At 50.3% G+C, this 15,612-nt stretch carries 13 protein-coding genes; 7 read left to right on the top strand and 6 right to left on the bottom strand.

The window, feature by feature from the left end; translation table 11 throughout:
* The first annotated feature begins 328 nt into the window (after positions 1-328).
* Both N0B36_RS05295 and N0B36_RS05290 read left to right on the top strand, forming a co-directional pair.
* Positions 329-2,416: a TonB-dependent receptor gene (locus N0B36_RS05295; RefSeq protein ID WP_103766190.1), complete on the top strand. Its 2,088-nt coding sequence runs from the start codon at positions 329-331 to the stop codon at positions 2,414-2,416.
* 30 nt (positions 2,417-2,446) lie between these two features.
* A complete protein-coding gene (locus N0B36_RS05290; protein ID WP_049282075.1) occupies positions 2,447-2,647 on the top strand; it encodes a hypothetical protein in 201 nt (66 codons plus the stop codon).
* Between the two features lie 53 nt (positions 2,648-2,700).
* Here N0B36_RS05290 and htpX read toward each other — a convergent pair whose 3' ends face one another.
* The 4 genes from htpX to N0B36_RS05270 all read right to left on the bottom strand — a co-directional run bounded on the left by htpX (position 2,701) and on the right by N0B36_RS05270 (position 7,123).
* Positions 2,701-3,582, bottom strand: a complete 882-nt coding sequence (gene htpX, locus N0B36_RS05285) for a protease HtpX (protein WP_003034964.1) — start codon at positions 3,580-3,582, stop codon at positions 2,701-2,703.
* Between the two features lie 192 nt (positions 3,583-3,774).
* Positions 3,775-5,823, bottom strand: coding sequence for a carboxy terminal-processing peptidase (prc, locus tag N0B36_RS05280; protein WP_029139508.1), 2,049 nt, complete (start codon positions 5,821-5,823; stop codon positions 3,775-3,777).
* A 19-nt stretch (positions 5,824-5,842) separates the two neighbouring features.
* Entirely contained in the window at positions 5,843-6,529 is a 687-nt protein-coding gene (gene proQ, locus N0B36_RS05275; RefSeq protein WP_003833781.1) for an RNA chaperone ProQ, read from the bottom strand.
* Positions 6,530-6,625: 96 nt separating this feature from the next.
* On the bottom strand, positions 6,626-7,123 hold the full coding sequence (locus N0B36_RS05270; RefSeq protein WP_016152783.1) for a GAF domain-containing protein: 498 nt from the start codon (positions 7,121-7,123) through the stop codon (positions 6,626-6,628).
* A gap of 128 nt (positions 7,124-7,251) precedes the next feature.
* Here N0B36_RS05270 and yebS point away from each other — a divergent pair, with 128 nt between their 5' ends.
* From yebS to N0B36_RS05245, 5 genes are all read left to right on the top strand, one after another.
* Entirely contained in the window at positions 7,252-8,535 is a 1,284-nt protein-coding gene (gene yebS / locus N0B36_RS05265; protein ID WP_016152782.1) for a membrane integrity lipid transport subunit YebS, read from the top strand.
* Positions 8,504-11,137, top strand: coding sequence for a PqiB family protein (locus tag N0B36_RS05260; RefSeq protein ID WP_047498962.1), 2,634 nt, complete (start codon positions 8,504-8,506; stop codon positions 11,135-11,137). The genes yebS and N0B36_RS05260 overlap by 32 nt, the downstream gene beginning before the upstream one ends.
* A gap of 83 nt (positions 11,138-11,220) precedes the next feature.
* A complete protein-coding gene (gene rsmF / locus N0B36_RS05255) occupies positions 11,221-12,642 on the top strand; it encodes a 16S rRNA (cytosine(1407)-C(5))-methyltransferase RsmF (RefSeq protein ID WP_259686158.1) in 1,422 nt (473 codons plus the stop codon).
* A gap of 100 nt (positions 12,643-12,742) precedes the next feature.
* Positions 12,743-12,979 carry a YebV family protein gene (locus N0B36_RS05250; RefSeq protein WP_029139506.1) on the top strand — a complete coding sequence of 79 codons (237 nt, stop codon included), beginning with the start codon at positions 12,743-12,745 and terminating at the stop codon, positions 12,977-12,979.
* 102 nt (positions 12,980-13,081) lie between these two features.
* A complete protein-coding gene (locus tag N0B36_RS05245) occupies positions 13,082-13,273 on the top strand; it encodes a YebW family protein (RefSeq protein ID WP_016152779.1) in 192 nt (63 codons plus the stop codon).
* Here N0B36_RS05245 and pphA read toward each other — a convergent pair whose 3' ends face one another.
* Positions 13,274-13,915, bottom strand: a complete 642-nt coding sequence (gene pphA, locus N0B36_RS05240; RefSeq protein WP_259686157.1) for a protein-serine/threonine phosphatase — start codon at positions 13,913-13,915, stop codon at positions 13,274-13,276.
* Between the two features lie 77 nt (positions 13,916-13,992).
* Complete coding sequence (locus N0B36_RS05235) at positions 13,993-15,273, bottom strand: hypothetical protein (RefSeq protein WP_259686156.1); 1,281 nt, start codon at positions 15,271-15,273, stop codon at positions 13,993-13,995.
* Positions 15,274-15,612: the final 339 nt, after the last annotated feature.

Below are 15,612 nucleotides of genomic sequence, written 5' to 3'. Positions count from 1 at the left end.
GATGCGGCGCAGAAAAGTATGACGATTTTCTAAAATTATCATACTTTTTTCTGATACTCCTAATTGAGTACCCTCTGAATCACAGAAAATAGATTAAATGTTAGCCATTCAATTAATGGCAAATTAATTACAACCTAATGATTACAAATACTAATTATTGGTCATTTCCGCTATTTACTTAGCTAAAACTAATGACAATTTATGTATATTTATTCAAGAAAAACACCAGAAGTGATAAGTTATGTAAACATATAATGATAATTATTTTTATTATCATTCCCATCAATTATCTTACTTCCTTTGAATTTTTAACAAAGGAAGTTTGACTATGCGTTTAAAACCTGTTGCTTCTGTTGTTCTGTCCTGTTTAGGATTTTCCAGTCCCCTGGCCTTTGCTGAAGATGTTATGGTGGTAACCGCTTCCGGTTACGAAAAGAAAATCACCAACGCTGCCGCCAGCGTCTCCGTTATTTCACAGCAAGAGTTACAAACCAATAAATATAATGATTTAGGCGAAGCCTTGCGTTCTGTTGAAGGGGTGGATGTCGAAAGCAGCACCGGTAAAACCGGTGGTCTGGAGATCAGCATTCGTGGCATGCCCGCCAGTTATACCCTGATCCTGATTGATGGTATTCGTCAAAACGGCAGCAGCGATGTGACGCCAAACGGCTTCTCAGCTATGAATACCAGCTTTATGCCTCCACTGGCGGCAATCGATCATATTGAGGTGATCCGGGGCCCGATGTCGACGCTTTATGGCTCCGACGCAATCGGTGGCGTGGTGAATATCATCACCAAAAAAAGCACCGATAAATGGAGCACCTCCATCAATACCGGCGTTAACCTGCAAGAGAGTAATAAATGGGGTAACAGCACGGTCGCCAACTTCTGGTCAAGCGGCCCGTTAATCGCTGGCGTACTGGATATGCAGGTTCGGGGTAGCACCACCCAACGTCAGGGTTCCAGCGTTACCTCCCTGAGCGATACCTCCTCCACCCGCGTACCTTATCCTACCGAGTCAGAAAACTATAACTTCGGCACGCGACTCGACTGGAAAACGAATGAAAGCAATACGCTATGGTTAGATCTCGACTCCGCCAGACAGCGCTATGATAACGATGACGGTCAGTTGGGTAACCTGACGGGGGGTTACGATAAAACGTTGCGCTATGAGCGTAACAAAGTCACCCTCGGCCACGATACCGCCTTAACGTTCGGCACCTGGAAATCCTCCCTCGGCTGGAATGAAACTGAGAACAAAGGACGACAACTGGTCTCCTCCGCACTCACGCCAGAGAACGCAGGCCGGGCCGGTGACGCACGTGAACTGAAGAACACCAACGTCATTCTGGACTCAGTACTGCTGACGCCATTAGGTGATTCGCACCTCTTAACCCTCGGCGGGGAATATTGGGATGCGCGCATGAAAGACGGTGTGGTGCTGGCCAATACCGGCGAAACGTTCCATCAAAAAACGTGGGCGGCCTATGTAGAAGATGAATGGCATATTCTCGACTCGTTGGCCTTAACCGCAGGGACACGCTACGAGCATAACGATGTCTTTGGCGGTCATCTCAGCCCACGCGCGTATATGGTTTGGGACGTATCCGACGAATGGACGCTCAAAGGCGGCGTGACGACAGGTTATAAAGCGCCATCACTGAGCCAGTTACATAACGGGATCAGCGGCGTAACCGCGCAAGGAACCGTGAATACGGTCGGTAATCCGAACCTAAAACCTGAGGAAAGTATCAGCTACGAAACCGGGCTGTATTACGAGAACGACACCGGGCTGAACGCCAACATTACCGGCTTCTATACCGAATACAAAAATAAAATTGTCTCGTATTCTATCGATGATAATACCAACAGCTATACCAACAGCGGCAAGGCAAGGACCGATGGCGTTGAATTTGCCAGCACCTTCCCTCTGTGGTCGGATGTGCTGACTTTATCCCTCAACTACACCTACACCCAGAGCAAGCAAAAAGATGGTGACAATAAAGGCGCGCCGTTAAGCTACACGCCAAAACATATGGCTAACGCTCGCCTGAACTGGCAGGCAACGGAAGATATGAATGCCTGGCTGAGCGCACGTTATCGCGGTAAAGCTCCACGCTTTACCGAAAATTACAACAACCTCAGCGCAGTACAAAAGGCCGTCTATGACGATAAAGGCGCGGATTTAAAAGCCTGGACCGTTCTCGACATGGGAATGTCTTATAAGCTGACCAAAGATCTGACGCTGAATACGGCGGTCAATAACGTGCTGGATAAAGACTTTAGCGAGGTTAAACTTTACCAGGTGGGCCGTAATAGCACCTACGCAGGAGATTACTATCAGACTGCACAATCCACTACCGGATACGTAAACCCGGGCCGTAACTATTGGGTATCATTAAACTACCAGTTCTGATTTAGTTTTTTCCTACCAGACGGGCTGTCAATGATAGCCCGTCTACCACTGGGTTTCATCAAATGCCCGGCACTGTTCTTTTTGCCAGCCAGCGGGGCTCCAATGTTTTTACCAGAGATAAAGCGGCAAGGAATATTTTCGTCCCCGGCAGAGAAAAATGGCGAAATGAGAGATAAAGCAGAACTGGGACAGAATATGCTGGGTGAGGCTTTAATCGATAGCTTTAAATAGCCATTATGTTTTATGAGTCACGGAGCAACGGGTGCCCCGTGACAGTCATTAACTTACTTCAAATACTCTCCGCTGCGCAGCGCTTCAATACGTTTATCCAACGGCGGGTGAGTCATAAACAGCTCACTCAACGACTTGGATTTACCGTTGATGCAGAACGCCATCATGCTGGTCGCTTCCTGCGGCTCATAGCTGGTTTTCAGACGCTGCAGCGCGGCGATCATTTTCTCACGCCCCACCAGTTTTGCTGAACCGGCATCCGCATGGAATTCACGATGACGTGAGAACCACATGGTAATAATGCTCGCCAGAATACCAAACACCAGTTCCAGCACCGTCGCCACTGCGAAGTAGATCAATGGGTTGCCGTTACTGCCCTCACCCTCATCGCGGTTTCCGCCCATAAAGCCAGCGGCAATTTGCGCCAGAATACGTGAGATAAAGATAACGAAGGTGTTCACCACACCCTGAATGAGCGTCATGGTAACCATATCGCCATTAGCAATGTGGCTGATTTCATGCGCGATAACGGCTTCGGCTTCGTCCGGGCTCATGTTTTGCAACAGGCCTGTACTCACAGCCACCAGCGAAGCATCCCGGCGCGCACCGGTAGCAAACGCGTTAATATCTGGCGCATGGTAGATTGCAACCTGCGGCATAGCGATCCCAGCCTGGCGAGCCTGATTCGCTACCGTATTCATCAGCCAGCGTTCTCTTTCATTGCGAGGCTGTTCGATCACTTCCCCACCAACGGATTTTAACGCCATCCATTTGGACATCAGCAGCGAAATGAAGGAACCACCAAAACCAAACAGCAGTGCCATGATCAACAAGCCTTGAACGCTGCTTGACTGAATCCCTGTCAGGCTCAATACCAGCCCGAAAACGACCATCACAGCCAGGTTCGTCAGCAGGAAGAGCGCGATTCGCATCATAATTTTCTTTTAACCTCAATTTAACAAAACGCACTATGCGATTACCCATATCGTATGGGTCTTATGGCTATTTTCAAGCATCCATAGGTGCTAAGTCACCAGAAAGACACAACTTTACATTTTATCGTATCACACTGACGTCTTCATGCGTTTGTTAAAAAAACAGGCACAATTTCTTGTGCCTGTTGGAGGTTATTTACTGGTTGCGGGCTGTTCCGCTGGCTTTTCTTTTTCAAGATGCGCCAGGTCAAGCGCAATTTTTACCGTTTCATCCAGGTAGGGATCTGGCTCCTGGTAATCCTTCGGTAAATCGTCCAGTTTTTTCAGCGGCGGCTTACCTTCTCGCTTAAACCGATCGTTGATACGCGCCAGACGCATTGCGTCATCTTCGTTATTCTCTTTCTCACGCTGAGCGTAATTGAGAGAAGCGATGTTGCGTTTATCCTTCATCGCATTGAAACGCGCAATATCCTTCATGATGTACTGGAACTCAGGATCGTTGGCAATACGTGCATTGTGCTCTTTTAACAATTCAGGTCCAAACGGCGTCAGATTCTCTGATTTGGTGTAAGTCGCAGCATCAATGCTATCCCATGGCAGCGCGTTATCTTCAAACTTCTCACCGGTTTCCGTTTCTTCATTACCTGTCGGCATGATGATGTCCGGCGTAACGCCCTTACGCTGTGTACTGCCACCGTTTACACGGTAGAATTTCTGGATCGTATACTGAACAGAACCCAGCGCCGGCCATTCCGGACGCAGCATCTGATCATAAATACGGTTCAGAGAGCGATACTGCTGTACAGTGCCTTTCCCGAAAGTCGGTTCACCAACGATCAGCGCACGACCATAATCCTGCATTGCCGCAGCAAAAATCTCTGATGCCGAAGCACTGAAGCGATCGACTAACACTACCAGCGGACCTTTGTAGTACACAACGCCGTCGGTATCGCTGTCTTCACGCACTTTACCGTTATTGTCACGAACCTGAACCACCGGGCCGGAAGGAATGAACAGACCGGAGAGCGAAACGGCTTCGGTCAGCGCGCCGCCACCGTTGGTGCGCAGATCAATAATGATGCTGCTGACGTTCTGTTTTTCCAGCTTCTGCAACTGAACTTTGACATCATCCGTCAGGCCAACATAGAAGCCAGGGATATCCAGTACGCCGACTTTTTCTTTGCCAACGGTTTTCACGGACATTTTCACGGCGCGGTCTTCGAGACGAATACGCTCACGCGTTAACGTGACGGTGCGCGTCTTGGTTCCTTTACCGGCAGGCAGGATTTCAAGGCGAACTTTGCTGCCTTTGGGTCCTTTGATCAGCGCTACAACGTCATCCAGACGCCAGCCAATCACGTCGACCATTCCCTTACCGGTCTGACCCACGCCGACAATACGGTCGCCAACGCTTATTGCTTTGCTCTTGGCTGCCGGGCCGCCCGCCACCATGGAGTTAATGACGGTGTAGTCATCGTCCATTTGCAAAACCGCGCCAATACCTTCCAGAGACAGGCTCATTTCAGTATTGAACTGTTCGGTATTGCGTGGAGAGAGATAGTTAGTATGCGGGTCGATCTCACGGGCGAAAGCCGTCATCGCCAGAGAGAAAACATCTTCGCTGTTGGTCTGTGCCAGACGGCGAATCGCAAACTTGTAGCGACGCGTCAGCGTTTCACGAATTTCCGCATCGGTTTTGCCGGTCAGCTTCAGGCTGAGTTCGTCAAATTTAACCTTGCCGTCCCACAGCGCGTTAAGCTCTGCTTCGCTCTTCGGCCATGGCGCTTTGCTCCGGTCGAGGTTAAAGGTGTCGGTACCGGTGAAATCCATTGGACGTGCCAGTACGCTTAAAGCGTACTGATAACGTTCAAATCGGCGTTTTTGCGCCAGATTATAGAGATCGTAAAAGACATCCAGCTTGCCGGTACGCAGTTCATCGCCAAGGACCGTTTTCTTTTTTGCATACTGTTCGATATCGCTCGCCAACAGCACGTTGTGGCTGTAGTCGAGCAGATTCAAATAGCGGTCAAAAATTTTTGCCGAAAACGCCTGATCCAGATCGAACTGGCGATAGTGCGAACGCGTAAAACGCGATGTCACACGTTCACTTACCGTCGCATGCTGGGTTTCTTCCTTTAAAACGGGGATTTGATCGGCACGCGTGATATCTTCCACAGCAAGTGCCTGGCCTGCTAATGCAAGCAGACCAGCTAACGCAGTAAGCCTAAAAAAAGTGTTCATGCCAGGCCTGGCCTCCGTTTCAGAACACCAGGTGTTCTGCGCGTACAATCAAAGACATACCCGAATTCAGCTGTACACGGACGCCATCTTTGGTGATTTCTAATACGGTGGCATCCATCGCATTATTACCTGCTTTCACCTTCAGAGACTGCCCTACCGTCAGTACTGAAATATCAGATACCGGGGTATGCTGTTCTTCACGAGGAGCACGCGGTGCTTTTGCTGCTGGTTTCTCAGCGCGAGGTTTACGCTCAGCGCCTTCTTTACGACGCGGTGCAGGACGCGGCTTACGCTCGCGACGCGGTGCGTCTTCTTTTTCACCGGCAGCAGCGGCTGCTTCGCGTTTTTTCGCCTGTTGCTCTGCACGTTGCGCCTGAACGCGGGCTTTAGCTTCTTCCAGCTGTTTGCGAGCATGTTCAACGTGCTGCTCATCCAGCTCACCACAAGGGTTGCCGTCGAGATCAACACGCGTTGCGCCCAATTTAACGCCATACAGATAGCGCCAGCTTGAAGTATAGAGACGTAAGGCAGAGCGGAGCTGCGTCTTGCTGAGGTTCATTTCGCCCTCAACACGCTCTACCAGATCCTGAAAAATGCCAATTTTCAGTGGGCGCGCTTCGCCTTCCGCACTAAAACACTGCGGGAAGCGTTCGGCCAGAAACGCGATGACTTCTTTACTGCTATTCAACTTAGGTTGATTTTCCATGAAATTTCCTGATTACAACGGACGTAGCCAACAAGCGCAGGCATGAACAGGCGACATTATAATGACGTCATCAGTAATTGCTACGTTATCCGTTGATTATCCTGCGACGCGCGCAAAGAATTTTTTGTAATCCGTCGTTGCAAGCACGGTTTCAAGCTGTGCCACCAGCGTTCGCAGCCCCTGTTCATCCTCGTCAGTAAAGCGGCCAAACGCCGTGCTATCGATATCCAGCACGCCGATTATCTGATTTTCGACGGTGATTGGCAGGACGATTTCAGCGTTGCTGGCGGCATCACATGCGATGTGTCCGTCAAAAGCATGAACGTCCTCAATGCGCTGAACCTGGTTCTGCGCTACTGCGGTCCCACACACCCCGCGTCCTACTGGGATCCGCACGCAGGCGATTTTTCCCTGGAAAGGCCCCAGCACCAGCGTATCGTTTTCGAGCAGATAAAAACCGGCCCAGTTCACTTCTGCAAGACGTTCGTACAACAACGCGCTGGTATTTGCCAGCGTTGCCAGAAAACTGGTTTCACCTGCCATTAATGCCTGAAAGTCACGGTTCAGATCCGTGTATAGCTCTGTTTTGTTCATTATGTAATCACTTAGTTGTCTTACTTAAAGCTGCAGCCTACTAAAATAAACATTAAATGCGTTAATGCTCAAGATCATTCCCGTCATGAGTTAAGATAACATTACTTCAACAATTTGATTCGCGATACATGGCCTTAACGACACCACGCATCACGCCGACTAAAAAAATAGCCATCAGGTCCATTGGTGATGCACTCCCTCGTGCGCATTACCATCGTTGCCCTGAATGTGACCTGATCTTTAGCTTGCCTAAAATGCGTTCGCATCAAAGTGCATTTTGCCCACGCTGTCAGGCAAAAATTCGTGACGGACGCGACTGGTCATTAACACGACTGGCGGCTATGGCTTTCACCATGCTGCTGCTGATGCCCTTTGCCTGGGGAGAACCGCTCCTGCACATCTATTTATTAGGTGTGCGCATTGACGCCAATGTGCTGCAAGGCATCTGGCAAATGACCCGACAAGGCGACCCACTCACCGCATCCTTCGTACTCTTTTGCGTTGCCGGTGCGCCCATCATTCTCGTGACCTCAATCGCTTATCTGTGGTTTGGCAATATTCTTGGGATGAACCTGCGCCCAGTGCTGCTGATGCTGGAAAGGCTCAAAGAGTGGGTGATGCTTGATATCTACCTGGTGGGCATTGGCGTCGCATCAATCAAAGTTCAGGACTATGCTTTTTTGCAACCCGGTGTAGGTCTGTTTGCTTTTATTGCGCTGGTGATCCTCAGTGTTTTGACGCTGTCGCACCTTAACGTTGAGCAGCTTTGGGACCGTTTCTATCCGCAAAGACCAGCCCGTCGGCCCGATGAAAAACTTCGCGTCTGCCTCGGTTGCCACTTTACAGGTTATCCGGACGCCCGAGGTCGCTGCCCTCGCTGTCATATCCCGTTACGCTGGCGCAGGAATCAAAGTATCCAAAAGTGTTGGGCTGCTCTGCTGGCCTCGATCGTCCTGCTTTTGCCTGCTAATCTGCTGCCCATCTCGGTAATTTATGTCAATGGCGGCCGCCAGGAAGACACGATCCTGTCAGGCATAATGTCCCTGGCGAACAGCAACGTCGGCGTGGCGGCGATTGTTTTTATCGCCAGTATTCTGGTGCCATTCACCAAAGTGATTGTGATGTTTACGTTGCTCATCAGCATCCATTTTAGATGTGAGCAAGGATTGCGTACCCGCATCAAACTGCTGCGTATGGTGACCTGGATTGGTCGCTGGTCGATGCTGGATCTCTTTGTTATCGCTTTAACCATGTCGCTGATTAATCGCGATCAGATACTTGCTTTTACTATGGGGCCAGCTGCGTTTTATTTCGGCGCAGCGGTAATATTGACTATTCTTGCTGTGGAATGGCTGGACAGCCGCTTACTTTGGGATGCACATGAGTCAGGAAACGCCCGCTTCGCAGACTGAAGCGCAGATTAAAACTAAACGCCGTATCTCTCCGTTCTGGCTGCTGCCGTTCATCGCGCTGATGATTGCAGGATGGCTTATCTGGGGAAGCTATGAAGATCGCGGCAATACCGTAACCATTGACTTTATGTCTGCTGACGGCATTGTACCGGGCCGTACTCCCGTTCGTTATCAGGGCGTTGAAGTGGGCACCGTGCAGGATATCAACCTCAGCGAAGATCTACGCAAAATTGAAGTGCGCGTCAGCATCAAATCGACCATGAAAGATGCTCTGCGCAAAGATACCCAGTTCTGGTTGGTCACGCCGAAAGCGTCGCTGGCGGGGGTTTCTGGTCTGGATGCGTTGGTTGGCGGCAACTATATCGGCATGATGCCCGGAACCGGCGAGCCGGAAGATCATTTCGTCGCCCTCGATACGCAGCCCAAGTATCGTCTGGATAATGGCGATTTGATGCTGCATCTGCGCGCCCCCGACCTCGGGTCGCTCAATAGCGGTTCGCTGGTTTATTTCCGCAAGATTCCGGTGGGCCGGGTATATGACTACACCATCAACCCAAATCATCAGGGCGTAACCATCGACGTGCTGATCGAACGTCGCTTTACCAACCTGGTGAAAAAAGGCAGCCGTTTCTGGAACGTGTCCGGTGTGAATGCGGATGTCAGCCTCAGCGGAGCGAAAATCAAGCTGGAGAGTCTGGCGGCGCTGGTCAATGGCGCCATTGCTTTTGATTCGCCCGAAGACTCTAAACCCGCGGTGGCCGATGACACGTTTGGTTTGTATCAGGATCTCGCGCACAGCCAGCGGGGAGTGATCGTCAAGCTTGAGTTACCCAGCGGTGATGGACTCAAGGCCGGCTCAACGTCGCTGATGTATCAAGGATTAGAAGTCGGGCAACTGACCAAACTGGATTTAAATCCGGGCGGTAAAGTGACCGGCGAAATGACGGTCGATCCCAGCGTAGTAACGCTGCTGCGCGACAATACGCGGATTGAATTACACAGCCCTAAATTATCGTTAAACGATGCCAATATCAGTTCCCTACTGACGGGCAAAACTTTCGAGTTGGTACCTGGCGAAGGCGAGCCGCGTAACCAGTTTGCGGTTATTCCTGCTGAGAAGTCGTTGTTACACGATCCGGGCGTCATGACGCTTACGCTGACCGCGCCGGAGAGTTACGGTATTGATGCCGGTCAGCCGCTGATTCTTCACGGCGTACAGGTCGGTCAGGTGATTGATCGCACGCTCTCTGGCAAAGGTGTTTCATTTACCGTTGCCATCGAACCACAGCATCGCGCCCTGGTGCAAGGTGACAGTAAGTTCGTGGTCAACAGCCGCGTTGACGTCAAGGTCGGGCTTGATGGCGTGGAATTCCTTGGCGCCAGCGCCAGCGAATGGCTCAGCGGCGGCATTCGTATTTTGCCCGGTACCAGGGGTGAAATGAAAAAAAGCTACCCGTTGTATGCCAACCTGGAAAAAGCGATTGAAAACAGCCTGAGCGATCTGCCAACTACCACGCTCAGCCTGAGCGCCGAAACGCTGCCTGATGTGCAGGCCGGTTCGGTGGTGTTATACCGCAAATTCGAGGTCGGTGAAGTGATTAGCGTTCGCCCACGCGCCGATGCGTTTGATATCGATCTGCATATCAAACCGGAATATCGCAACCTGCTGACCAGCAACAGCGTATTCTGGGCCGAAGGCGGGGCAAAGGTTCAGCTTAACGGTAGCGGATTGACCGTACAGGCATCTCCCCTGTCGCGAGCGCTCAAAGGGGCGATTAGCTTCGATAACCTAAGCGGCGCCAGCGCCAGCCAACGCAAAGGCGACAAGCGTATTCTGTATGCTTCCGAAACCGCCGCGCGTGCGGTGGGCGGCCAGATAACCCTGCACGCGTTCGATGCCGGTAAACTCGCGGCCGGCATGCCAATTCGCTACCTGGGGATCGATATCGGCCAGATCCAGACGCTTGAGCTAATCACCGCCCGTAACGAAGTTCAGGCAAAAGCAGTTTTGTATCCGGAATACGTGCAGACTTTTGCCCGTAGCGGTACCCGCTTCTCCGTGATCACACCGCAAATCTCAGCGGCAGGCGTCGAGCATCTGGATACGATCTTACAGCCGTATATTAACGTTGAACCAGGACGCGGTAACCCGCGCCGTGATTTTGAACTGCAGGAAGCCACCATTACCGACTCTCGTTACCTCGATGGTCTGAGTATTGTGGTAGAAGCGCCGGAAGCAGGTTCGCTGAATATCGGTACGCCAGTCCTGTTCAGAGGCATTGAAGTGGGGACCGTCACCGGGCTGACGCTGGGCTCGCTTTCTGACCGCGTGATGGTGGCGATGCGCATTAGCCAGCGCTATCAGCATCTGGTGCGGAACAACTCCGTGTTCTGGCTGGCATCAGGATACAATCTCGACTTTGGTTTGACCGGCGGCGTCGTGAAGACCGGTACCTTCAATCAGTTCATTCGCGGCGGAATCGCCTTCGCTACGCCACCGGGTACGCCGCTGGCCCCGAAAGCGCAGGCAGGTAAACACTTCCTGCTGCTCGAAAGCGAACCAAAAGAGTGGCGTGAATGGGGAACCGCCCTGCCACGTTAATCTCTCCCCTTGCTCCGGCGTACATACTCGCGCCGGAGCACTTATGCTACACTGCGCACCTGTTTTTTTGCCGGTGGTACCAAGTGGCTTATTTTCCCGACGCCTTTCTAAACCAAATGCGTGAAGCAATGCCTTCCACGCTCTCATTTGATGATTTTCTCGCTGCCTGCCAGCGTCCGCTTCGTCGCAGCATCCGCGTCAATACGCTGAAAATCTCCGTTGCCGACTTCCTCACTCTGACAGCACCTTACAGCTGGTCGCTCACTCCGATACCCTGGTGCGCTGAAGGTTTCTGGATCGAACGCGATGATGAAAAGTCAGTACCGCTCGGCAGTACCGCGGAACATTTAAGCGGCCTGTTTTATATTCAGGAAGCCAGCTCAATGCTGCCGGTAGCCGCGCTGTTTGCCGATGGCAATACCCCGGATCGCGTGATGGATGTCGCGGCAGCCCCCGGCTCCAAAACCACGCAAATTGCCGCAAAAATGAAAAATCAGGGTGCGATTCTGGCGAATGAGTTTTCCGCCAGTCGCGTCAAAGTCCTGCATGCCAATATCAGCCGATGCGGGATAGCCAATGTCGCGCTAACCCATTTTGACGGGCGGGTATTTGGCGCAGCGTTGCCAGAAGCCTTCGATGCCATTTTGCTGGACGCGCCGTGTTCCGGTGAAGGCGTGGTGCGTAAAGATCCCGATGCGCTAAAAAACTGGTCGCCAGAAAGTAATCTGGAAATTGCCGCAACCCAGCGCGAACTTCTCGACAGCGCCTTTCATGCCTTGCGTCCCGGCGGCACGTTGGTTTACTCGACCTGCACGCTGAACCGTGACGAAAATGAAGACATTATGCAGTGGTTGATTGAGACCTACCCGGACGCCGTCGAGTTTTTACCACTGGGCGATTTATTCCCGCAGGCTGAACGCGCCCTGACCCCGGAAGGATTCCTGCATGTGTTCCCGCAGATCTACGATTGTGAAGGTTTTTTCGTCGCGCGTCTGCGCAAAACTGCCGCGATCCCTGCACTACCGACGCCAAAATACAAAGTCGGTAACTTCCCGTTCACCCCGCTTAAAGGACGTGAATCCGCGCTTGTCACTCAGGCCGCTAACGCCTGTGGATTGCAGTGGGAAGACACTCTGCGCCTGTGGCAGCGTGATAAAGAGATTTGGCTATTCCCAACCGAGATTGAACCCCTGATCGGCAAAGTCCGCTTTTCCCGACTTGGCATCAAACTCGCTGAAACGCACAATAAAGGGTACCGCTGGCAGCATGAAGCCGTCATTGCTCTCGCCAGCACAAATCACAGCCATGCGTTCGAACTGACCCTTGCCGAAGCCGAAGAGTGGTATCGCGGACGGGATGTCTACCCGCAGACCGCACCGACCACCGACGATGTGCTGGTTACGTTCCAGCATCAGCCGATTGGCCTGGCGAAACGTATTGGATCGCGATTAAAGAATAGCTACCCGCGCGATCTTGTCCGGGATGGCAAACTCTTTACAGGATAACGCACGTTTTTACTGGCGCTTTTGCTAACGTTGACTACGCTGAAAAATGGACGGCCTAACTGGTCGTACCACAACCAGCAAATAAACGGAGAGCACGATGATGAAAACCAGTGTGCGCATTGGCGCTTTTGAAATCGACGACGCCGAGTTACATGGCGAATCGCCAGGGGACCGAACGTTAACCATTCCGTGTAAATCCGATCCGGATTTATGCATGCAACTTGATGCCTGGGATGCCGACACCAGCGTCCCGGCTCTTCTTAACGGAGAACATTCAGTTCTATTTCGCGAGCACTACGATCGTAAGTCAGATGCCTGGATCATGCGCCTTGCCTGATTCAAAAAGAACCCGTCGCCAGACGGGTTATTTCTTGGTTAATTTCCCTCATCTATCAACATCTTCTACACTACAGTCATGGCTTTACCATTTGAGGATGGAATGTTCACGCTGGTTCTTTTTGTGTGCTACCTGGGTGGCGGTTGTGAAGATATCGTTGTTGATGTCTACAAAACTGAGCAGCAGTGCCTGATATCGATGGACGATCAGCGTATTCGTAACGGCGGATGTTTACCCGCGGATGACTACATCGACAGCTTCTGGCGTCCGGCCCAGGAATACAGCGATTTTTGATTATTGCAGTTGCACCAGCGTCAACTCGCCGCCAAACACCGCACCAGTATCAATATAGTGCAGATTCTCGTGGTCCAGCCGCTGACGCAGAGGCGTATGGCCAAACCAAAAGTGATCCGCGCCGCGAATGCCGTTGCCTTTATTCATCAACCTTGTGCGATCCCACAGTACCCGCTGTAAATCGACCTCTTTTTGCCACTGATAATTATCATCAGGGTAATCTGCGTGAGCAATAACGTGTATGCCGTTCTGGCAACGCAGCTCCAGAACCCAGGGTAATTGCCGACACGTTTCAAGAGCGGCTGTCGCCGCTGGCTGCTCCGCCTGCGCAAACCACGAACCGCCATTCATAAACCACAGGAATTGCTCCCCGGTTGCCAGCGCGTCCAGCCCCATCTGTTCATGATTCCCTCTGACCGCGATAATCCAGCGTTTACGCAGTAGTTTCAGGCAACGCAGACTGTCTGGTCCGCGGTCGATAACATCCCCCACTGAAACCAGCAGGTCCTGCCACGGATCAAAATGACACAGGCGCAATTTCGCCATCAATAATGAGAAGCAACCGTGGATATCCCCGACCACCCAAACATGTCGCCAGCGCGTCGCTTCCACTCTTTGATAAGCATTGTCAGGCAGTCCCATTTGACCTCCTGTACACAAATATTGCCCTGTTCTAAATTAAACCATAGCAGTAAAAAACAGAGCGACCGAATCATACATCACGGTCCTACGCTATCCACGCGTCGACGAGGTACTAACGCAACAGCTTCCAGTTCTGCTTCCAGTTCAGCTACTATAGATTGCAGGTCATAAGTGGGTGCATTACGCGCACGAGCTCTTTCTTCTCTTTTCTGTTTACAACACAATTCCTGATAGAAATCATTAACCGCAGGGATATCCCCGGTAATTTTTATCACATCATGTTCATGATAAAACAGCAACGGCGGCCCACCTTTGGTATCAAATGCAACGGCCTTAAGCGGCGTGAGCTCCATCGCCTCAATAAAACCTTTGTCACAAGTCAATATTCCAGGGAAAAAATATCGCTCATCATTTCTTGTATTGAAGGTAAGTGCTTGCTCTAAATACCGACAATGAGTCAGATCCCAGGCCATACCATGTAATGCCGACCACATATTTTTCGACTTTTTATGTATTTTGTTAAAAAACCTAAATTCTGTCCCTCGTATAAAAAACTCACTCGCTAGAATTAACTCTCTTGTCGCCAAAAAGCATACTTTGGTGTGAGCAAAACTTAATAGATCGATCAATTTATTTTTGAGCGATCTGGCAGGCGATTTGATTTGGATGATACTCATCATAAGAACATAAGCGTAAATACTATCGTGCCTGTCTCTTAACGCACGCCTGAACTCAGAGTCTTTGTTTTTAGTGAGCAGTGAGCTAAAATGTCTGTCGGTATTAATAAAAAGCTCACCTTGCGATATTTTTGAGGTCAATATTCCGCTGGTTCCTGACTTAACGAGATCAACATCTTTTATAAATTCGTAACCCATCAACTTATCGAATATTTTATGGTGATTCTCTTTCTCATCCAGATTTTTAAGGTTCTCCAGCTCATATAACACAGAGTCTACTTGTGTATTCTGATGAGAAATAAATTTAAATATTTCTTCGATGTCATCATCCAGACCAGAACCTTTACCATTGATATATGGTCTGAGATAACTTAATGCCTGGCTATCAAGAGATATTGAGTAATCTATTTTAAATGTGGAGTGTCCTTTATCGCTGAACATTTCCTCTATGGTTTGAGGATCCATAACGAAAACATTTTCATCATTGAATAAAGAGCGTATAGACGCCCCATGCTTGAATTTCTTGTTAGTTTGAAACCCTGGATATGGCCCTTTAGGCGATGAAAAGACAAATTTATACTCTGGGATTAATAGATAGAAACTGGTGTATAGTTTTAATGCTGCAGAGAGATCTTCAGCATTACCAATCTCCATCACGAGTCTTTCTTTTAACTTTTCCATTTCTTATATCTCGTTATTGAGAAACTGAGTCCATGTATCAGGGGCCAGAACGGCATCAATTGATGGATAATTATACCGCTATTGATACAAGTGAGTCTAAACCTCTCGGCACTAGTGACAACTGAAATGCTGGCGCATAAGCAGACCATACGCCTGGAGAACAGGAAAAAATGGGCATCACGATCTGATCTTTTTCTGCGCAAATGAAGTGTAAATGTTAAAAGCAGTGTGGTATAAGGAAGAAATCCCGAATTGTGATATGCGGACAAATTTCGGAAACTTTCGGACATGATGTCCTAAGTGATTGAAATAAAATCCACACAAAAAGAGACCGAATAC

Source organism: Citrobacter sp. XY323 (assembly GCF_025106035.1).
Taxonomy (GTDB): Bacteria; Pseudomonadota; Gammaproteobacteria; order Enterobacterales; family Enterobacteriaceae; genus Citrobacter; species Citrobacter braakii.
The sequence above is the reverse complement of the archived record's forward strand: the minus strand, read 5'-3'. Positions and strand labels throughout refer to the sequence as shown.

Coding starts and splice junctions, on each gene's coding strand:
- N0B36_RS05295 (WP_103766190.1), top strand. CDS start 329: ATGCGTTTAAAACCTGTTGCTTCTGTTGTTCTGTCCTGTTTAGGATTT.
- N0B36_RS05290 (WP_049282075.1), top strand. CDS start 2,447: ATGATAGCCCGTCTACCACTGGGTTTCATCAAATGCCCGGCACTGTTC.
- htpX (WP_003034964.1), bottom strand. CDS start 3,582: ATGATGCGAATCGCGCTCTTCCTGCTGACGAACCTGGCTGTGATGGTC.
- prc (WP_029139508.1), bottom strand. CDS start 5,823: ATGAACACTTTTTTTAGGCTTACTGCGTTAGCTGGTCTGCTTGCATTA.
- proQ (WP_003833781.1), bottom strand. CDS start 6,529: ATGGAAAATCAACCTAAGTTGAATAGCAGTAAAGAAGTCATCGCGTTT.
- N0B36_RS05270 (WP_016152783.1), bottom strand. CDS start 7,123: ATGAACAAAACAGAGCTATACACGGATCTGAACCGTGACTTTCAGGCA.
- yebS (WP_016152782.1), top strand. CDS start 7,252: ATGGCCTTAACGACACCACGCATCACGCCGACTAAAAAAATAGCCATC.
- N0B36_RS05260 (WP_047498962.1), top strand. CDS start 8,504: ATGAGTCAGGAAACGCCCGCTTCGCAGACTGAAGCGCAGATTAAAACT.
- N0B36_RS05250 (WP_029139506.1), top strand. CDS start 12,743: ATGAAAACCAGTGTGCGCATTGGCGCTTTTGAAATCGACGACGCCGAG.
- N0B36_RS05245 (WP_016152779.1), top strand. CDS start 13,082: ATGTTCACGCTGGTTCTTTTTGTGTGCTACCTGGGTGGCGGTTGTGAA.
- pphA (WP_259686157.1), bottom strand. CDS start 13,915: ATGGGACTGCCTGACAATGCTTATCAAAGAGTGGAAGCGACGCGCTGG.
- N0B36_RS05235 (WP_259686156.1), bottom strand. CDS start 15,273: ATGGAAAAGTTAAAAGAAAGACTCGTGATGGAGATTGGTAATGCTGAA.